The organism is Prosthecobacter sp., from assembly GCF_044378005.1.
GTDB lineage: Bacteria > Verrucomicrobiota > Verrucomicrobiia > Verrucomicrobiales > Verrucomicrobiaceae > Prosthecobacter.
Genome location: NZ_JBILYB010000001.1, coordinates 16,731 through 35,755, shown reverse-complemented (window position 1 = coordinate 35,755; position 19,025 = coordinate 16,731). Strand labels below are relative to the sequence as shown.

Annotated in this window: 15 protein-coding genes; 13 read left to right on the top strand and 2 right to left on the bottom strand. The window is 59.4% G+C overall.

Translation table 11 applies throughout. The annotated features are described in order from the left end of the window. Positions 1-27 precede the first annotated feature (27 nt). The 7 genes from AC6FTP_RS00130 to AC6FTP_RS00100 are packed head-to-tail and all read left to right on the top strand — an operon-like array spanning position 28 to position 7,022. A complete protein-coding gene (locus tag AC6FTP_RS00130; RefSeq protein WP_497204863.1) occupies positions 28-1,767 on the top strand; it encodes a methyl-accepting chemotaxis protein in 1,740 nt (579 codons plus the stop codon). Positions 1,768-1,793: 26 nt separating this feature from the next. Then, positions 1,794-2,636 (top strand): CheR family methyltransferase, encoded by an 843-nt coding sequence (locus AC6FTP_RS00125; RefSeq protein WP_497204862.1) that lies wholly within the window; start codon positions 1,794-1,796, stop codon positions 2,634-2,636. After that, a complete protein-coding gene (locus tag AC6FTP_RS00120) occupies positions 2,633-3,700 on the top strand; it encodes a protein-glutamate methylesterase/protein-glutamine glutaminase (RefSeq protein ID WP_497204861.1) in 1,068 nt (355 codons plus the stop codon). The genes AC6FTP_RS00125 and AC6FTP_RS00120 overlap by 4 nt, the downstream gene beginning before the upstream one ends. Before the next feature lie 5 nt (positions 3,701-3,705). Then, complete coding sequence (locus tag AC6FTP_RS00115) at positions 3,706-4,182, top strand: chemotaxis protein CheX (protein WP_497204860.1); 477 nt, start codon at positions 3,706-3,708, stop codon at positions 4,180-4,182. Further along, complete coding sequence (locus AC6FTP_RS00110; protein WP_497204859.1) at positions 4,179-4,616, top strand: response regulator; 438 nt, start codon at positions 4,179-4,181, stop codon at positions 4,614-4,616. Before AC6FTP_RS00115 ends, AC6FTP_RS00110 begins: the two co-directional genes overlap by 4 nt. Before the next feature lie 26 nt (positions 4,617-4,642). Then, the gene (locus tag AC6FTP_RS00105; RefSeq protein WP_497204858.1) at positions 4,643-5,743 is read left to right on the top strand and encodes an adenylate/guanylate cyclase domain-containing protein; all 1,101 of its coding nucleotides are present in this window, start codon (positions 4,643-4,645) and stop codon (positions 5,741-5,743) included. A 37-nt stretch (positions 5,744-5,780) separates the two neighbouring features. After that, positions 5,781-7,022, top strand: a complete 1,242-nt coding sequence (locus AC6FTP_RS00100) for a PP2C family protein-serine/threonine phosphatase (RefSeq protein WP_497204857.1) — start codon at positions 5,781-5,783, stop codon at positions 7,020-7,022. Between the two features lie 63 nt (positions 7,023-7,085). Here AC6FTP_RS00100 and AC6FTP_RS00095 read toward each other — a convergent pair whose 3' ends face one another. Beyond that, on the bottom strand, positions 7,086-9,020 hold the full coding sequence (locus AC6FTP_RS00095) for an AMP-binding protein (protein WP_497204856.1): 1,935 nt from the start codon (positions 9,018-9,020) through the stop codon (positions 7,086-7,088). 625 nt (positions 9,021-9,645) lie between these two features. On the opposite strand from AC6FTP_RS00095, the gene AC6FTP_RS00090 reads away from it, so the two are divergent. The 6 genes from AC6FTP_RS00090 to AC6FTP_RS00065 all read left to right on the top strand — a co-directional run bounded on the left by AC6FTP_RS00090 (position 9,646) and on the right by AC6FTP_RS00065 (position 16,882). Continuing rightward, a complete protein-coding gene (locus AC6FTP_RS00090) occupies positions 9,646-9,936 on the top strand; it encodes a SpoIIE family protein phosphatase (protein WP_497204962.1) in 291 nt (96 codons plus the stop codon). A 138-nt stretch (positions 9,937-10,074) separates the two neighbouring features. Next, the gene (locus tag AC6FTP_RS00085; protein WP_497204961.1) at positions 10,075-10,515 is read left to right on the top strand and encodes an ATP-binding protein; all 441 of its coding nucleotides are present in this window, start codon (positions 10,075-10,077) and stop codon (positions 10,513-10,515) included. 15 nt (positions 10,516-10,530) lie between these two features. Continuing rightward, a complete protein-coding gene (locus AC6FTP_RS00080) occupies positions 10,531-10,779 on the top strand; it encodes a hypothetical protein (RefSeq protein ID WP_497204855.1) in 249 nt (82 codons plus the stop codon). Positions 10,780-11,106: 327 nt separating this feature from the next. Next, entirely contained in the window at positions 11,107-12,267 is a 1,161-nt protein-coding gene (locus tag AC6FTP_RS00075; RefSeq protein ID WP_497204854.1) for an efflux RND transporter periplasmic adaptor subunit, read from the top strand. A gap of 26 nt (positions 12,268-12,293) precedes the next feature. Beyond that, positions 12,294-15,419: an efflux RND transporter permease subunit gene (locus AC6FTP_RS00070; RefSeq protein ID WP_497204853.1), complete on the top strand. Its 3,126-nt coding sequence runs from the start codon at positions 12,294-12,296 to the stop codon at positions 15,417-15,419. A 20-nt stretch (positions 15,420-15,439) separates the two neighbouring features. Further along, complete coding sequence (locus AC6FTP_RS00065; RefSeq protein WP_497204852.1) at positions 15,440-16,882, top strand: efflux transporter outer membrane subunit; 1,443 nt, start codon at positions 15,440-15,442, stop codon at positions 16,880-16,882. Positions 16,883-17,394: 512 nt separating this feature from the next. Here the strand turns inward: AC6FTP_RS00065 and AC6FTP_RS00060 are convergent. After that, complete coding sequence (locus AC6FTP_RS00060; protein WP_497204851.1) at positions 17,395-19,014, bottom strand: esterase/lipase family protein; 1,620 nt, start codon at positions 19,012-19,014, stop codon at positions 17,395-17,397. Between the last annotated feature and the right edge of the window lie 11 nt (positions 19,015-19,025).

The following is a 19,025-nucleotide window of genomic DNA, read 5'->3' as shown; positions in this document are numbered from 1 at the left end:
CGACCCGTGGTCCCCGTGAAATGACTTATGAAAGCTAATGGAAAACTCGCCAACCGGGCGCTCTTCGCGTCGGTCACCATCATCATGTTTCTTCTCGTCATCGGTGGCGTGACGCAGCGGATGCTGACGAATCAGAAGAAAGTCACCGCCGCCGAGGAGCGCCGCTATCAGTCCCGACTGCTCGCGGACGAATTGCGCCAGAGCTCGGACGACCTAACGCGCCTCGCTCGAACCTATGTGGTCACGGCGGACAAGCGCTACGAAGAGCAATACTGGGCGGTCCTCGACATCCGCAATGGAAAGGCACCACGGCCGGAGAATTACGATCGGATCTATTGGGATTTCATGGCTGCGGACGAGGTCAAACCGAGGCCGGACGGTCGAGTCATCCCACTTCAGCAACTGATGGAGGAGCTCGGTTTTTCGGCGGAGGAATTTGCTAAGCTCAAGGAGGCGCAAACCAACTCCGACAATCTCGTCCGGATGGAAACCGTCGCCATGAATGCGGTCAAGGGCCTTTTTGACGACGGCTTTGGCCAATTTTCTGTGAAAGGGGAGCCGAACTTGGAGATGGCTCGTCAGCTCATGCACAGCAGGGAGTATCATGCGGAAAAAGCCAGGATCATGAGACCGATCGACGAGTTTCTCGAGAAGCTGGAACGTCGAACCAGCGGGGACGTGCAGCTGCTTGTGCAGCAGGCCTATCGTCTCTTCTACACGCTGCTTGCCCTCGTCATCCTCGCCGTGCTGACGCTTGTCGCTCTCTGCATTTCTATTTTTGCCACCGTCGTCCGGCCGATCCGGCAGGTGATGGGCGAGTTGCAAAACACCAGTCTTCAACTCGACGCAGCGTCCGCGCAGATGGCGCTGTCGAACCAGACGCTCTCCTCAGGTGCCAGCGAGCTGGCGGCCTCGGTCGAAGAGACGAGTGCCTCGCTTGAGGAAATGTCGAGCATGATCCAGGCGACGGCCGAGAACTGTCTGAGAGCCAAGGCGCTGGCCTCCGAAACCCGCCTCTTTGCGGAGGGCGGCTCCGGCATGATGGGCGAGATGGTCGAGGCCATGGCGGAAATTGATTCATCGACCGCGCAGGTCGCTAAGATCGTCAAGGATATCGATGAAATCGCATTCCAGACCAACATCCTGGCGCTCAATGCAGCCGTGGAGGCCGCACGGGCTGGAAAGGCAGGCGAGGGTTTCGCGGTGGTGGCCGACGAGGTGCGCTCGCTCGCGCAACGCAGTGCCGCTGCGGCTAAGGCGACTGCGCACAAAATCGAGGTGGCGATCAACAGCACCCGCAAAGGCTCCCAATGCACGACCCGAGTCGGGGATTCGCTCGAGCAAATCACGAAGAAAGTGGTGGCGACAGATTCGCTGGTGGGGGAGATCGCCACCGCTGCCCGTGAGCAGGCCCAGGGGGTCAAACAGATCAACCAAGCCATTGGTCAGATGGAGAAGGTGTCGCAGGGCAATGCCGCAAACGCCGAGGAGACCGCAGCGTCGGCGGAGCAGGTCGAGGCTGAGGGCGAGGTGCTCAATGAGCTGGTGGGGCACCTGCGGGTGCTCGCGGGAGTCGGAGCCAACCACCAGCTCCCGCCAGGACCTCCTCCGAGCCACTTTTCGCGTACGCCAGTGAGAGCCTGGGTAGAACAGACGGCTGAAAGGCGATCGAACCGGCCAGCGGGACCGCTGCGGATCGGGGGCAGCTCCCGCCTCGAACTTCCCCCGGTCAGCTCGTCTGATGAAGGGAATTTCCGTGACTTTTGAGGAGTCGTTTTGCCACGTTCACACGCATGAGGGAACCGTTTGAAAAACTGCTTTCGGGCAAAACCTTTCAGATCCTGAGCGATCTGGTCTACCAGCACAGCCGCATTCGGCTAGGGCCCGACAAACAGTCCCTAATGGCCAATCGACTGCGTAAGCGCCTGAGCATCCTCCACCTCGAGTCCTACGAGGACTACTGTGACGTGCTTCATTCCCCGCACGGCTCAGATGAGGTCGAGGAAATGGTGGATCTGATTTCCACCAATCACACCCGTTTCTATCGAGAGCCCGAGCACTTTTCCTTCCTCACGCAACAGGCTCTGCCGGCGCTGGTGCAACCCTTGCGCGCCGCTTGCACGCCGCTGAGGCTGTGGTCCGCTGCGGCCTCCTCTGGTGAGGAGCCTTACACCATGGCGATCGCTGTGGCGGATTTCCTGCGCAGTCATCCTGGCTTGGAGTGGGAGATCGTGGCGACCGATATTTCCCGACGGATGCTGACGGTGGCCCACGAGGGTATTTACTCCATGGATTCCGTCAGACCAGTGCCGCTCGAACAGTTGAAGCGCTATTTCAAAAAAGGCGTGGGCGTGCGGACCGGTGTCTGTCAGGTCAAGCTGGAGCTTCGCAAACATCTGCACTTCGAACGCGTCAACCTGTTCCAACCGCATCTGCCTGTGCCCGCCAATCAACACGTGATTTTTTGCCGCAATGTCATGATCTATTTTGACCTACCCTCCCGTGCGCTGGCGGTGAAGCGGTTGGCTCAACATCTGGCACCCGGCGGTTACCTGATGGTGGGACACTCCGAGAGTCTTATGGGCATCAACCATGGGTTATATCCCGTGCAGCAGGGGGTTTTTCAAAAGACATGAAGTCGGTGTTACAACCAGTTCGGGTGCTGATCGTGGACGATTCGGCATTGGCTCGTCGTGCCATTCGTGCCGCCCTCGCCGGAGATCCCGAGATCGAGGTCGTGGGGGATGCCCGCGATGCCTATGTGGCGCGCGACCAGGTCCTCGCCCTTCAGCCGGATGTTATCACTCTGGACCTTGAGATGCCTCGCATGGACGGATTGACCTTCCTCAAGATTCTCCGAGAACATCACCCCGTGCCGGTGGTGGTCGTGAGTTCACTGACCCCAGCTGGCTCGGCCAAGGCAATGGAAGCGCTCAAAGCGGGCGCGCTCGATGTGATCGGAAAGCCTGGCGGCGGTCGGAGCCTGGGTGAAATCGCCCGGGAGTTGGCCTTCCACGTCAAGGCCGCCGGACGAAGCCGACGGGCCCGTGGGTCAGCGCAACCCTTTGTCGAAACGGCCAAACCCCTTGCGCCCGCGTTTGCAACGGACCGGTTTTCGCCGCGCCGTCTCATCGTCATCGGCGCCTCCACCGGCGGCGTCGAGGCACTGCGTTATCTGTTACCCCGTTTGCCTGATGGTCTTCCTCCGATCCTGGTTGTCCAGCACATCCCGGCCAATTTTTCCCGCACCATGGCCGAGCATCTCGACGCCTTGTGCGACTTTACGGTTCGCGAGGCGCAGGACGGTGACGAGTTGCGCCCGGGTCTGTGTCTCGTGGCACCTGGAGATTTCCATCTAGCTCTTGCTCGCTCGGGCCTCGGCTACCGCGTCCGGCTGACCCAGTCGCCGCCGATTCATCACTGTCGCCCTTCCGTGGACATCCTGTTTCGATCGGCTGCGGAGCAGGCCGGCGAACATGTTGTGGCGGCGCTGCTTACCGGCATGGGGGTGGATGGTGCCCATGGTCTCCAGTTGCTACATGCGGCCGGCGCCCACACCCTAGCCGAGGCCGAGGAGAGCTGTGTGGTTTTCGGCATGCCTCAGGCCGCGATCAAGCTGGGAGCCGCCGAGCAAATTGTGCCGTTGCCGCAAATCCCTCAAGCCATCCTCAAGATGCTCTCGCAACCGATTCGCAAATGACTTCGATGAACTCCAGCCTGGACTTGGAACCCATTGCCGCGGACGCTCTCCGTGATGTTTTCGCAAGCCGTTTCGAACGGCAACTGGTCTCTGTGTCTCTGGATGACATTCCGGAGGTGCCCGGAGATGCGCCCTGGCTGATCAGCACGGTGCACCTGGAGGGAAGCCAAGCTCGCGGGATCGTTCATCTCCAAGTTTCCGAATCCTTGATGGATCTTCTCAACAAGTCTCTCGGCGATTGCAGCAATGACCCGTCCGAGCGGGAGATAGAGCTTGTGGACCTGGCGGGGGAACTCTGCAACATGGTCGCTGGGCGGATTGGAGCGGCCCTCGCCACAGCAGGGCATCTCTTCACCCTGAGTACGCCGACCGTGCACCGGGGGCCCTCTCTGGGGAAGGGGAGCGACGCGGACAAGTGGAGTTCAGACACTGGCTGGACATGTGTTGGCGGGACGCTAACGCTAAAAATTCGGATTCAATGACCGCAGCCCTCCCCAAGATACTGACTGTTGACGACAGCAAAACGGTCCGCCGAATTCTGGCTGGGCTTTTTGCACCGTTGGGTTGTTTGATCTGCGAGGCGGCCAATGGTGAGCAAGGGTTGGCCGTGGCAGCCCTCGAGAAACCCGACCTCATTCTTCTCGACTACAACATGCCCGTCATGGACGGACTCACCATGCTGAAGCGGTTGCGCGAGGACGCCGCGCTGCGTCACACGCCTGTGATCCTGCTCACCGCCGAAACCGGGTTGAAAAACATCGCCGCCGCTGCCCGTCTGGGTGCGCGCGATTACGTCGTCAAACCCTTCCAAGATGAAGTGCTGCTGGCGAAAGTAGCACGGATCATCACTCTCGGACCCCGTTCAACTGCAAACGAACAACTCGAGGCGTCCGAAGGACCGCTTCCCACACAGTGAAATCTGATGCTGACAATTCCATGGAAATGAATGCCGCCACTCCCGAAAACCCACCATCGCAAACCATCACGCCCTTAATGTCCGCCATTGAGGAGGCCCCGGTCTTGGTGGTCGATGACAGCCGCACCATGCGTCTCGCCCTTACGCGGGAGCTCAACAAGCTTGGGTTCACCCGCATCACCGAGGCGGCCGACGGCCGTGAGGCCATCGAGAAGATTCGCCGGGAAAACTTCGATCTTGTGCTTCTCGATATGGAAATGCCCGAGTTGGACGGCATGGGCGTGCTCCTCGAAATCCGCAACGACCCGGAATTGCGGGGCCTGCCGGTGATTGTGATCTCTGGCGCTGAACAGGTGGATGCCGCAGTGAAGTGCATCGAGGCCGGCGCGGAGGACTACCTGCCCAAACCCTTTAACCCTACCTTGCTGCGTGCCCGTGTCACGACCTCCCTGGAAAAGAAGCGCCTCCGCGACCTCGACCGCATCCGCCTTGCCCAGCTACAGATCGAGAAGCAACGCTCCGACGACCTCTTGCACATCATCCTGCCTGAGGACGTGGCGGACGAGCTCAAGTCCACCAACACGGTGCGTCCGCGCCTCATCAGTGAAGTGGGGGTTTTGTTTTCCGATATTGTGGGTTTCACCTCGTTCTGCCATGACCACTCGCCGGAACAGGTGCATGGCTATCTACAGTCCCTCGTAGAAGCGTTTGAGGAAATCGCCGCACGTCACGGCCTCGAAAAAATCAAGACGATCGGTGATGCCTTCATGGCGACAGCAGGGATGTCTAGCCCCATGGAAAACCCAGCGATGAATTGTGTGGCTTGCGGCCTCGACATGATCGCCGCCGCCGCGTCGCAGCCGCCCTATTGGAAATTGCGCATCGGAGTGCACGTCGGACCGGTTGTCGGGGGAGTCGTCGGCAAACGGAAGTTCCAGTTCGATGTCTGGGGCGATACCGTGAATACCGCTGCACGGATGGAGCAGTCGGGCCTGCCCGGTGGCTTGACTCTAAGCGCCTCGAGCTGGAATCGGGTCAAAGAAAGCCACACCGGAGTCTCCCTCGGCATAATCGAGGTGAAAGGCAAAGGTGGCATGGAGATCTTCCGGATCGAACGGACGATTTGATGCTTTCGATACCCTCTTGTTTCCAGCCGCCTAACTTATGAACGCCGTCTTTCTCGAACACGCACCATCGCAAACCGACACGGCCTTGATGCCCGCCATTGAGGAGGCTCTGGTCCTGGTGGTCGATGACAGCCGCACGATGCGCCTCGCCCTGACACGCGAACTCAACAAGCTTGGGTTCACCCGTGTCACCGAGGCGGCCGACGGCCGTGAGGCCATCGAGAAGATTCGCCGGGAAAACTTCGATCTTGTGCTTCTTGATATGGAAATGCCCGAGTTGGACGGCATGGGCGTGCTCCTCGAAATCCGCAACGACCCGGAATTGCGGGGCCTGCCGGTGATTGTGATCTCTGGCGCGGAACAGGTGGACGCCGCGGTTCGGTGCATTGAGGCCGGGGCGGAGGACTACCTGCCCAAACCCTTTAACCCCACGTTGCTGCGCGCCCGTGTCACGACCTCCCTGGAAAAGAAGCGCCTACGCGACCTCGACCGCATCCGCCTTGCTCAGCTGCAGCTCGAGAAGGACCGCCTTGAGGAGATTCAGCGGCGGCTCGACGGCGAGTTGGCTGAGGCCGCCAACTACGTGCGCTCGATCCTCCCCGACCCCATCGACACCCCGCTAAGGATCGATTGGAAATACCAGCCTTCCACCGAGCTGGGAGGGGATGCTTTCGGATATCATTGGATCGATCCCGATCATTTTGCGGTTTATCTGCTTGATGTTTGCGGCCACGGCGTGGGTGCTTCACTGCTTTCCGTCACGGCCATCAACGTCATTCGTGGCGGCGCGCTGCCGGGAACCGACTTCCGAGATCCGGGTGCGGTGCTCTCTGGGCTGAACAATGCGTTCCTTATGGAGAAGCAAAACAACCTGTATTTTACCATGTGGTATGGGGTCTATCATGTCCCGAGTCGGACGCTGAAGCATTCCAGCGGCGGCCACCCAGCCTCCCTGCTCATGACGCCCTCGGACGGGACGGAAGCCGGGAGCGCGCAACTGCGATCCCCAGGTCTCATCATCGGAGCGATGGAAGACACGGTTTATGAGACTCGATCCTGTCCTGTGGCACCGGGTGAGACTCTGCTGGTTCTGTGCGACGGGTGTTACGAGATCAAGGACGCGCAGGGGAACTTCATGGAATTCGAGACCTTCGAGCAGTTCATGCGTCAGCATGTCGCTAAGCCCGATGCACTTGACCGACTCTATAACTGGGTGTGCGAACGCCATGGCGAAGGGCCGCTTGATGACGATTTTTCCATCGTGCGCATCAAATTCTGACCGCTGCCCGCCTCCGGCCGCGACGCGTCAGCCTGACCATGTCCGCCCTTGCCTCCCGGTCGGTTATCCTGAATAACTCAGGGCGGCATTCTTGAGATACCGATCAAAGTTGGCGTCGGCCCGGGCGAGTTGAAGAACCCCGTCCCGCTTAAGGGTATAGACCTCGACATCGGCCAAGGCCCGGATCGTGGCCGCTCTAGGCGCATCCCTGAGGATGGCCACTTCGCCGAAGAACGATCCCTCCCGCAGGATCGTAAGCTGGCATGTCGGGTCACCGCGGAGCACCTCGACTTGTCCTCTCGTAAGAAAATACATTTCGTCTCCTACGTCTCCCTCGTGTACCAGGATCTCGCCCGGCGCAAACTCCCGTGCATCCAGTCGCGGGATGATGTCCCGAAGGAAGTCGCTGCTGGCGTTCTTGAAAAACGGAACCTGTTCGATCAACGCAGCAGTGATGGCACGCATCCGCAAAAGTTCGCGGTCGATCTTGCCGGGCCCCTTGTAAGGCATCTCGGAGATCAGGTGGACCTCGGCAGGCACCATGAACTCGGCCAAGTGGCTGCGGGCGAAGTCACGAAGTTCCTCCGGGCTGGCGTTGGCGTCCGGTAGGGGGATGACATAGGCGTGAGGTGCTTCGCCGCAGGCTGCGTCGGGAACGCCAATTACGCAGGCTTCGCGAACTGCCGGATGCTCAAGCAGCGCCGCCTCTACCTCAAGCGGCGCGACCTTGTTGCCAGAGCGGACGATGACATCCTTCCGTCGGCCAACAAACCACAGGTAGCCGTCTTCGTCGTAGCGGCCCAGATCGCCAGTCAGGACCCAGCCTTTTTGCAGGGTCTTCCGGGTCTGGGCTGACTCATTCCAGTACCCGTCCATGATCCCCGGTCCACTCACCCGCAGGTCGCCGACCACTCCGGTGGGCACGTCGGCACCGTGCTCGTCCATCACCGCTACCTGGACTCCATACACGGGTGGGCCAACGGAACCCCGCTTCTTGCGGCCAAAGGGGGGATTCATGGCATATGGCCCCGTCTCTGTGGATCCACACTGTTCGGTAATCGCCACGCCCGTCAACCGCTCGAAGGCCTCGAGAAGCCTGGTCGGGACACGATCGCCACCGGACAAGCAGAGCCGCAGATGGCTGAAGTCGCAGCTCTGGAAGTCTGGGTTCGTCAGTAGTTGGCCAAGAGACGCGGGAGTGAGCGTCAGGAACGTCTTGGCAGGCGACCTCCGAAGGGCGGCGACGAAGTTCTCGACGGTGAAACTCGGCAACAGGCTGACTCGTCCACCGGTCCAGAGCGTGGGTAGGATCTGGGAGCGGAGTGCTAGGGGACGAGAAGCGGATGTCGCAATCAGCGCGACGTCATCCGGCGTGAGCGTGACCCGCGCGAGGTATTTCTGAATGCCGATCGAGAGGGCGCCATGGGTCAGGACAACCCCCTTGGGCCGTGACGTGGTCCCCGAGGTGTAAATCATTACGGCCGGCGTGTCGTCGTCAGCAGCCTCCGCGCCGATCGCTCGTTCGGACCCGAGCAACGATTCGAACGAGCGTTGGTTGCGGATTGTTGTCCCGCCTCCGACGACGAACACCCGGGGCACCACTTTAAGGGCGCCGGCTTCGTCGAGCCCAGCAATCCGATCGTGATGCGAAATCAGGATCGATGCGCCGCTATGGCCGAGCGCGTAGCCAATCTGAAATGGGTGGTACTGGTAATCCAGCGGCACTGCAACCAGTCGCATCCGGAAGCAGGCGAGGTAGCAGACGACCGACTCGAGGCTGTTCGGCAGCAACAGGGCGACTCGATCGCCTTCTTCGAGGCCCATGGCCGCCAGACCCGAGGAGAGCCGCGATGTCAATCGCTCAAGTTCTGCGGCGGTGGTCCACGATTCGCCAGATTCGAGGATCCGGCGCGCTGGGTCGATCTCGAGGGGGCGTCGCAATAGGTCGTGAAGCATGTGGGAAAGGTCGTTGGAAGTGCTGCGGATTTTCTGATCCACCGGGAAAAGGCGGTTGCCTCCATTCCGTCCACAAGTTGCTGTCCGGAGCGCACGGAAGACGACAGATGGAGGGGAATCAGAATTCACCCATCATTGGGGAGCAGCTTCTACTGTTGTTGGAGGGTCGGTCAATGCATTTGAGTCTCCGGGGACCGATTCGGGCTCGTTTGACGGTTTTTGGCCCCGACCTGGAGGGGGCGTCGTGGGGCGCGGGGCGGCAATTCCGCCGAGTCAGGTCGTGGGTCGGATACGAGCGGCGAGCCAGAGGCTGGAGATGATCGCCCCTGCAGCCACGATGCCCACCGTACCAAAGTGACGCAGTGGCTCGCCCGCGCCGCCGGATGAAAACCCAGAGGCTTCTGGCCGTACGGCCTTGCTGACTAGCCTTCTACCGAACTGGGAGGGGTGGTTTCGGATATCATTGGATCGATTCAGATCATTTCGCGATTTATCTGCTCGGTGTTTGCGGCCACGGCGTGGGGGCTTCGCTGCTTTCCGTCGCGGCCATCAATGTCATTCGCAGCGGCGCACTGCTAGGAAACGACTTCCGAGATTCGAGTGCGGTGCTTTCTGGACTGAACAACGCGTGCCTGATGGAGAAGCAAAATAACATGTAACTCACCATCTGGCATGGGGGCTCTCATGTCCCGAGCCGAGCGCTCAAGCATGCCAGCGTCGGCCACTCGGTCTCATCATCGGCGCGATGGAAGACAAGGTGTATGAGACGCTCTACTGTTCTTTTGCCCTGGGTGAGACTCTGCTGGTGCTGTGCGATGGGTGTTGCGAGATCAAGGATGCGCAGGGGAACTTCATGGAATTCGAGACCTTCGAGCAGTTCATGCGCCAGCATGTCGCCGATGGGCTACGTAGAAATGCTCCCAGTCGGTTATTCGCTCCAATCAGGAGGCTTTCTTGATTGATGGGAATCTTTGAAACCGAACCCTGCAGGCTTCGCTTCTTGGGGGTTGTTTTAACCCCTGGCATTGGTCCTCGATTCGCCCTTAAAAATCCTGTTGCCGACACGGTTTATTCTGCGAGTTTTGAAAAGCCATGACTGGCTGAACCCCATGTTGCCATAAGCGCGAAATACCAACTCGAGGTCGTTGCCAATTTTGAGGCGCTACCGGCGGCAATGGACCAATTGTCGTGCTGGCTGGAGGAACGGCAGGCGGCTCCTTCAGCGGCTTACCTGTCCACGTTGGCACTTGAGGAGCTCGTCACCAACTGCATCAAATATGGTTACGACGACCAGGCCGAACACGTCATCCAGGTCCAAGTCGAGCTTTCGCCGGATGGCATGACCATGATGGTGGAGGACGATGGTCATCCTTTCAACCCCCTGGAGCAGGTAGAGCCGGACATGAATCTTCCGATCGAAGAGCGACCGATCGGTGGCCTCGGCCTCCACCTGCTGAGGAAACTCTCTGACCGAATGAACTATGCTTGGAAAAACGGCCGAAACCGGGTCACGCTGCACAAGAAGACCCCTTTCTAGCCTCCGCTTTTCATCATGAAAGGGTCCTTTGTTGAATTGGGTGGAGGTATACGGCTGCTTGAACTGGAGGTCAACACGCTCTACCGCGAGCTGTGGGAACCGCTGCACAACCACTTCTGCGCCTCGGCCAAGCTGGTGAGCAAGGACCGGCATGGAGCGAAGGTCAAAAGGCGGCACGACCGGCCCATGACGCCCTGCGATCGGCTGCTTAGCAGCGGTGCCGTAAGCGCGTGGAAGAAAGCCGAGCTGAGAGCCGCACGGTGAGGTCTTCGACCAGCGGCGGAAGCCCTCCTAAGCACTGACGTCGCGCAGCTTGAGGATGCCGGCGGTTTTGGCGGCAACGGCCTGCTCGTGCTCAATGGCGGAGAACAATCCGCCGCCTCGTTCTGTCTTGCGGTAACGCTTCATGGCCCCTTTGTGGCGCGCGTGTGTGGTCAGTAAAAGCGTTGCCTGGGACAATGAGTTTACAGAGGTGCCCTTATAACAAGATCATGCTTTAGTGTAACGTCATTCGAATGGTCCGTTCCCGAGGCATCTAAATCGAATCGTATGGTTGACATATATGATAGTTCACAATTATGAACCAACCTAATGCACAGAAAATATACGCTCCTGTTGTTGGCCCTCACGTTAGCCTCTTGTAAGCCTACACGCCCTGCTCTGCCAAGCGGGCCGCCCTTGGTCGAAGCGGCCAAGCCCTTGAAGCGTGATGTGCCAATCGTGGCCGAGGGAATTGCTCAGACGGAGGCGACAGCGAATGTGGAAGTGCGCGCTCGAGTCGAGGCGACGGTGGAAAAGATTTTATTTGTCGAAGGATCGGAAGTGAAAGCAAGCGATCCGCTCTTCCTTTTGGAGAAGGAGCCCATCGAGCAGCGATTGGCGGCCGTGAAGGGCAATCTGGGCCAGCTTGAAGCATCACTGGGCCGTGCCAACCAGGATGTGGCAAGGCTCACACCACTGGCAAAGTCAGGCGCGGTGCCGCAGAAGGATTTGGACACGGCACAGGCCCTGCAAAAGCAGGCGGAGGCCGCGCTGGATACGGGGAAAGCCCAATTGAGTGCTGCAGAGCTGGATCTGAGCTACGCGGATGTGAGTGCGCCTGTCGCAGGGATCATTGGGGCAAAGCAGGTTGACGTGGGTGCACTGGTCGGCAAAGGGCAGCCGACGGTGCTGGCCACGATTTCTCCGGTGGACCCGATTTGGGCGAATGTGGAGGTCAGTGAGGTCGCCTATCTGAATAGTGCGGGGAAAATGAAGGACCCAAACAATTCGCCCACCTTTGCTCTGGTGCTGGCGAATGGCCAAGTGCACCCGCACCTCGGCAAACTGGTCTTTGTGGACCGCATGGTGGATGCCACGACCAGCACACTCAAAATTCGCGTCGAATTCCCCAACCCTGAAAAAATCCTGCGCCCAGGGCAATTTTGCCGCGTGCGCGTGCTGACCCGCACGCTGCAAGGAGCACTGCTCATCCCGCAGCGGGCGGTGCAGGAAATCCAGGGCCTGCACAATGTCTATGTGGTCGCCGCGGACGGAAAAGCTTCCTATCGTCGAGTGAAGATGAGCCGTCGAATCGGCTCTCTTTGGGTCGTGGAGTCCGGACTGACGGATGGCGAGCAGGTCATCATTGAAGGTTTGCAAAAAGCCAAGGATGGCGAGCCTGTAGAGGTGAAGGAGGTGCAGATCGATGACGCGCCGCTATTGGAACTTTTGTCCAACGTGCCCAGGGCGGCTCCAACGGAGAAAAAGTAAGTCCAACTCCACTCACCACTCCTCCCATGGCTGACTTTTTCATTCGCCGCCCCATCGTCGCGATGGTGCTTTCCATCCTGATGGTGATCGTAGGTGCATTCACTCTGACAGGATTGCCCATCTCAGAATACCCGGAGGTGAGTCCGCCGGTCATCAGCGTCACCTCCAATTACCGCGGTGCCGCTGCGCCTGCTGTGGAGGCATCCGTCGCCACCCCCATCGAGGCGCAGGTTAATGGCGTGGAGGACATGCTGTACATGAAGTCGGTGAATGCAGCGGATGGCTCGATGACGCTGAGTTCGACCTTTGACCTGGGCACCAGCCCAAACATGAACCAGGTAAATGTGCAGAATCGTGTCGCCCTGGCAGCCCCACGTCTGCCAGAGTCCGTTTCGCGTGAGGGCGTGAGCGTGAAGCGGTCCAGCCCGGACATCCTCATGATCATCGGCCTGCTTTCGCCCAAGGGCACCTACGACGCGATCTTTCTCTCCAATTATGCCACGATCAACATGATCGACGCCATCGCCCGTGTGAAAGGCGTGGGCGATGTGAGGAACTTCACCGCGCAGGATTATTCGATGCGTCTTTGGATCGATCCCGATCGCCTCGCCTCACTGAACCTCACGCCCTCGGATGTGATCGCTGCGGTGCGTGAGCAGAACGTGCAGGCTGCAGCAGGTGTCGTCGGTGCGGAGCCAGCGAAAAAAGGGCAGGAGTTTCAATACAACGTCGTCGCCAGCGGCCTGCTGCAGGAGCCGGAGGAGTTTGAGCAGATCATCATTCGCTCGAATCCGGATGGATCACAGGTAAAGGTCAAAGACGTGGCCCGCATCGAAATGGGCGCACAGACTTACAAGAGCATCGCCAGTGTGGGCGGCGCACCCGCAGCGGCACTGGGCATCTATTTGGCCCCTGGGGCGAATGCTCTGGCCACAGCCGAGGCGATTCGGAAACAAATCGCGGAGATGGAGCAGCGCTTTCCGCCTGACATGAAGGTGCAGGTCACACTCGACTCCACCCGGCCGATCAAGGCCTCCATGGAGTCCATCGTGCACACGCTCTTCGAGGCGATGGTGCTAGTGCTGCTGGTCGTTTACATCTTCCTTCAAAGTTTCCGCGCTACGCTCATCCCGATGCTGACAGTGCCGGTGGCACTGCTGGGCACCTTCATGGTTTTCCCTCTGCTCGGCTTCACGGTGAACACACTGACGCTCTTTGGTCTGGTGCTCGCCATCGGCATCGTGGTGGATGACGCCATCGTGGTGGTCGAGGCGGTGATGCACCACCTCGAGCACGGCTCCACACCGGTCGAGGCGACGAAAAAAGCCATGAAGGAGGTTTCCGGTCCGGTGGTCGCCATTGCGCTCATCTTGTGCGCGGTGTTCGTGCCAGTGGCATTCATGCCCGGCCTCACCGGCACGCTTTATCAGCAGTTTGCAATCACCATTGCCGCTTCGGTGATTTTTTCGGCGATCAATGCTCTCACACTCAGTCCCGCACTCGCCGCCATCCTGCTGCGCCCACCCACGCCGCAGCGTGGGCCGCTCGGGGCCTTCTTTCGGCTCTTTAACAAGATCTTTGATGCCATCACCGCACGCTACACAGGCGTCGTCAGCTTTCTGGTGCGCCGCTCGGCCCGTGCGATGCTGATCCTGGTCGCCGCAGTCGCTGGGATCGTTTTCCTCGGTGAAAAAGTGCCCGGGGGCTTCATCCCGGATGAGGACAAAGGCTACTTCTTCATCGCCGCCGAGCTGCCCGACGCGGCCTCGCTCCAACGCTCGCAAGCTGTGGGGAAAAAGATCGAGGCCATTCTGGGTGAGCTGGAGGGCATCGACAGCTATTTGAACGTCACGGGCTTCAGCGTCATGTCGAACGTCTCGTCGCCGAACTCAGTCACGTTCTTCGTCAGCCTCAAGGACTGGAAGGAGCGGCAGACGCGGAAGACCCATGTGCGCGGCATCATGTTCCAGCTCATGGCGAAGTTCCAAAAAATCCCCGATGCACGTGTGCTCGCCTTTGGCCCGCCTTCACTGCCCGGCTATGGAAATGCCTCTGGCTTCAATTTCATGCTCCAGGACCGCACGGGTGGGAGCATCGAACAGCTCGCCGCCATGTCGCAGAAGGTTCTGGCCGCCGCAGGCAAGCGCCCGGAGCTGTCGAGGCTTTTCTCCAGTTTTCGTCCGGCTGTGCCGCAGGTGAAAGTGGATCTCGATCGCGAAAAATGCCGCGCCCTCGGCGTGAACATCACCGACGTCTTCAACACGCTGCAGGCCTACCTCGGCGGTGCTTACGTGAATGACTTTAACCGCTTTGGCCGCATCTACCGCGTGTATTTGCAGGCAAAGCCCGAATTCACCAGCAAACCGGAGGACATCGCCAAATTCTACGTCCGCAGCAAGGACGGCAAAATGATCCCGCTGGACACTTTGGTGCGCGTTTCGCAAACTAGCGGCCCAGCCTTCACCACCCGCTACAATCTCTACCGCGCAGTCGAAATCGTCGGGGCACCCGCTCCCGGCTACAGTTCCGCGCAGGCCGTCGCGGCGATGGAGGAGGTCGCCAACGAGGTGCTGACCGACGGATTCGGCTACGAGTGGACCGGACTGACCTTCCAGGAGAAAAAGGCAGAAGGGCAGGCCATCTTCATCTTTGGACTGGCCATCGTTTTCGTCTTTCTGCTGCTCGCGGCGCAGTATGAGAGCTGGTCACTGCCATTCAGCGTCCTGCTGGCCACACCGCTCGTCGTCCTGGGCACCTACCTCGGCCTGTATATGCGCGGCTACGAAAACAATGTCTATGCGCAGATCGGCATCATCATGCTGATCGGTTTGGCGGCCAAAAATGCCATTCTCATCGTCGAATTCGCCAAAATGGAGTTCGAGAAAGGCAAACCCTGGCTCGAGGCCGCCATCGAGGGCGCACGTCTGCGTCTGCGGCCCATTTTGATGACCTCGTTTGCCTTCATCCTCGGTGCTGTGCCGCTTGCGATTGCCATGGGTTCCGGTGCCGAGTCACGCAAAGTCATGGGCACCGCCGTCGTCTTCGGCATGTCGGTGGCCACGCTCATAGGCGTCTTCATCATCCCGGCCTGCTACGGATTCGTCATGTGGCTCAGCGGCGCAGGGAAGAAGCCTAGCCAGCCCGCTCATTGATTTTCACGAAAACGATCACCATGCACGCCCCACGCCTCTTTTGCCTCCTCTCCACGACCGCTCTGCTCGCCAGCTGCAAAGTCGGTCCGAACTACGCGCGGCCGGAAGTCGGCACCCCATCCATTTTTCGCTTTGGCAGCAGTAAAAGCACGCGCAGCCTCGGCGACCTCGATTGGCGCAGCGTCTTCAAGGACACCGCCCTTCGCAGCCTCATCGAGGAAACGCTGGCCAATAACCTCGATCTCCGCGTTGCCGCCACACGCGTGCTCCAAGCTCAGGCCGGTGTGGTTTCGGCTCGTTCGCAGTTTTTCCCGATGATCGGTGCCGGCTATGATTTCACCCACACGCAGGTGTCCAAAAACCTGCAGTTGGGCAATGTGAACATTCCCTCAGTTTTTGACAGCGAACAGCACAGCGTGGGCATCAGCCTGCTACAATACGAAGCCGACTTTTGGGGCAAAATCCGCCGCTCGAACGAAGCAGCCCGCGCCAAGCTCGTCGCCACGCAGGAAGGTCAGCGTCAGGTGCAAAGTGGCCTCATCGCCGGAGTCGCCACCGCCTTTGTCACGCTGCGCGAGCAGGATCTGGAGTTCTCCATCGCCCGCCGCACGCTCGCAGCCCGCAGGCAATCCCTCAACCTCATCACCACCCGGCAAAAAGGCGGCCAAAGCTCCCTCACGGATGTCAAACAGGCCGAGGTCCTCGTCGCCGAAACCGAAGCCGCCATGCGTGTGATCGAAAAACAGATCGCCCAGCTCGAAAACCAGCTCAGCTACCTCGCAGGCCGGGCACCCGGCAGCATCCGCCGCAGTGGCGGACTGGCCTCTGGCATCGTCGTCCCTGCCCCGGCCGGATTGCCGTCCGATTTGCTCAATCGCAGGCCTGACATCCGCGCGGCTGAGCAGTCTCTGATCGCCGCCACCGCGCAGATCGGCGTGGCGAAAGCCCAACTGCTCCCCAGCTTTACCCTCACCGCCGGTGCCGGGCTGCGCAGCAAGCAATTCGACGATCTCTTCAACAATCCCACCCGCCTCTGGCAAATCGGTCCCGGCGTGAGCGTCCCAGCTTTCACCGCTGGTCGTCTGATGGCTGGGCTGCGCAGCAGCCAAGCCGCCCGTGAAGGTGCGGAGGCCGAATACCGCAAAACCGTGCTGCAAGCTCTGCGTGAGGTCTCCGACGCCCTCATCTCTCGCCAAAAAAGCGCAGGCCTCGCCACCGCGCAACGCAACGTCGTCACCGCACGGCAGGAGGCCCTGAACTTGATTCGTCAGAGCTATGAAAACGGCGCCACGAGCTATCTCGAGGTCCTCTACAACGATCAGCAACTCTTCGGTGCCGAACTTTCACTCGCCCGCGCCCAACTCCAGGAAGTCACTTCAAGCATCGAACTTTATCGTTCGCTCGGCGGCGGCTGGGACCGCACTAGCCTGCCACTGCCCTTGGCTGCCAATCACTTTCACTAACCCGTCAACGCCTCATCGATGTCTTCATAGGGATCCTCGACGTGCTCGATGTAGGCGGAGAAGTGCGCAAGGCTGACTCTGACGGCTGCGCGGATATCGTTGAGTGAAGATGCTTGCGTTATGCTCGCGGGCTGCGTGACGAGGCTTTTCTCCTGCCTGGAAGGGCTTTAGCTCTTCTATTCGGTCTTGTTTACCCCCCCTACTCTTGCGGCTTCAATGGCGAGTTGAAACGCGAATGCAACTGCAGCCCGCCCGTGATCCCAACATACTGTTAGCGCTCCAGCCGCCTGCTTCTTAACAGCATCGACCTGCACGTCCAAGTGCCACTCGTTGAATGCAAGGCTCGCATCAGCCAGGGCGGCGGCGAAACAGCCTGCGCCGCGACGTGCCAGCACGAGTGCTTCGCGAAACACGGGTGGGCTATTAATCCAAAGCAAATGATTTTTCTCACCACTCAATTCATTGGGCCAATTAAACGCAAAAAAACATATGAGCCCGTCAATAGGCCAAGATCAATTCAAACCCAGCGACTTGAGATGCATATGGAGAATGCGTCGCATTTCCTCGATGGCTTCTGGCTTCTCATGCACACTGTGGTCGGAGCGCACGATAAATTCAGACTCCACGTTGTTGAGATGGGAACTGCTGTAGGGCACGAAGCCGTCCGAGCATTCAGGGTCGGTGAGTGGCTTGCCTTCCTTGTTGCCGATGATGGAGTGCAGATGCACGCCTTTGCGGAAGGGCAGACTAGTGGCAATTTTCACGTAGGGCGAACCAGGCGAGAGGTTATCCACACTGGTGGGCATGCCGTTGGCGAGCAGTTGGCCGAGCTTTGGATCTCGTGATGCGATACCTTCAAGAATGTCGAAGGTGGCACCAAAGGTCCGCCCTGGAAGGCTGACGAGGCGACGACCAAAGTGAGCAAGCCGGGTGTCTGCGACCTTGCTGCCACGATGCGGTGTGGCAGCGAAGATCACGCGGCTCACGCTCGGATTGGGATCAAACTCCATATAGCTGCTGAGTGCGTCGCGCTCAGCCTTGGTGAGACTCAGGTTTTGAGGCGTGTCTCCCAGCAAATTGACCCAAAGACGGTCACCGCTTTCTTGCACCTGTGCTTTACTGACAAGTCCGCCCATGCTGTGGCCGATCAGCACCGTGTGATGGCTTAACCTGTTGGTGTCTCGCTTCTCGAGTATCGCGTGAAGTTTGGCAAGTTCTTCCCTTAATCTGGCAGAACTGTAGATGATTGGCACTCCGGAGGGATAGCGGAACAAATAGACCTGATAATGTTTTTGGATGACGGCATCAGCCCCCAATTCATTGATGACGTTTTCCCAGGTGGCCGGACGTGACATCAATCCATGAACCAGCACGAGCGGAATGCGATCTTCGTCAGGATGCTCAAGCGCGAGCAGGCCTAGCTTGTCCATGAACTTAGAACTTCGAAGCAGCGCTTTCAGACCCGCCATCTGAACTTTCTTTTTGGACATAGTATACTCGCCAAAGGCAGTGAGATCAGCTGCCAGTGGCAGCTCGCGCCCATTCAGACGAACTTTTTCCATAACTCGTGAGTCGTGCAGCCTGAGTGATGCGATGCGGGGTCCTTTCCCAACACGGCGGAAGTCGATGGTGGCCGTGACGGAGGTCAAATATCCGCCATCCGACATGAAAGGCTCGGCGGCTTTTCGATCAGGTGTGAAGTCCCAATGGGCCACGAAGGGAACCCCGACGCCCTCGCGTGTGATGCGGCGCTTGAGGTGCTTGCCCTTGATGCTGTTGGCGGGAATAAGTTCATCAAACTTGAGGTGCTTCGGCCATGATGATTCGAGGCGGTAGAGGTCTCCTGCCGCCAGGGGCTGGCTGCGGGATTTCTCATCGCTGAGTGAAAGCCAGAGCGCGACGGCTCTTTCCGTGGCTGTGGCATAGGCCAAGCGATCCTCTTTTGTCTGGAGTCCTGCCGTGCTGACACGATCCACGTCGGCAAGAGCCTGCTCAAGCTCCTCCGAAGTTGCACCACGAAGCGAGTAGCCGCTTCCGGTGGAGCGTGAGGTGACGCTCTTCGGCATGGAGGAACACGCCCCCAGAACCAAGGCTATGAGGGGGATGCAAAGCAGCTTCACGTTAGGTTTCATGACAGTTCAGA

What these genes read in the sequence shown, in the direction of transcription:
- AC6FTP_RS00115 (WP_497204860.1), top strand. Translation starts at nt 3,706, where the DNA reads ATGAACTCCAGCCTGGACTTGGAACCCATTGCCGCGGACGCTCTCCGT.
- AC6FTP_RS00070 (WP_497204853.1), top strand. Translation starts at nt 12,294, where the DNA reads ATGGCTGACTTTTTCATTCGCCGCCCCATCGTCGCGATGGTGCTTTCC.
- AC6FTP_RS00105 (WP_497204858.1), top strand. Translation starts at nt 4,643, where the DNA reads ATGAATGCCGCCACTCCCGAAAACCCACCATCGCAAACCATCACGCCC.
- AC6FTP_RS00060 (WP_497204851.1), bottom strand. Translation starts at nt 19,014, where the DNA reads ATGAAACCTAACGTGAAGCTGCTTTGCATCCCCCTCATAGCCTTGGTT.
- AC6FTP_RS00125 (WP_497204862.1), top strand. Translation starts at nt 1,794, where the DNA reads ATGAGGGAACCGTTTGAAAAACTGCTTTCGGGCAAAACCTTTCAGATC.
- AC6FTP_RS00065 (WP_497204852.1), top strand. Translation starts at nt 15,440, where the DNA reads ATGCACGCCCCACGCCTCTTTTGCCTCCTCTCCACGACCGCTCTGCTC.
- AC6FTP_RS00120 (WP_497204861.1), top strand. Translation starts at nt 2,633, where the DNA reads ATGAAGTCGGTGTTACAACCAGTTCGGGTGCTGATCGTGGACGATTCG.
- AC6FTP_RS00130 (WP_497204863.1), top strand. Translation starts at nt 28, where the DNA reads ATGAAAGCTAATGGAAAACTCGCCAACCGGGCGCTCTTCGCGTCGGTC.
- AC6FTP_RS00075 (WP_497204854.1), top strand. Translation starts at nt 11,107, where the DNA reads ATGCACAGAAAATATACGCTCCTGTTGTTGGCCCTCACGTTAGCCTCT.
- AC6FTP_RS00080 (WP_497204855.1), top strand. Translation starts at nt 10,531, where the DNA reads ATGAAAGGGTCCTTTGTTGAATTGGGTGGAGGTATACGGCTGCTTGAA.
- AC6FTP_RS00100 (WP_497204857.1), top strand. Translation starts at nt 5,781, where the DNA reads ATGAACGCCGTCTTTCTCGAACACGCACCATCGCAAACCGACACGGCC.
- AC6FTP_RS00110 (WP_497204859.1), top strand. Translation starts at nt 4,179, where the DNA reads ATGACCGCAGCCCTCCCCAAGATACTGACTGTTGACGACAGCAAAACG.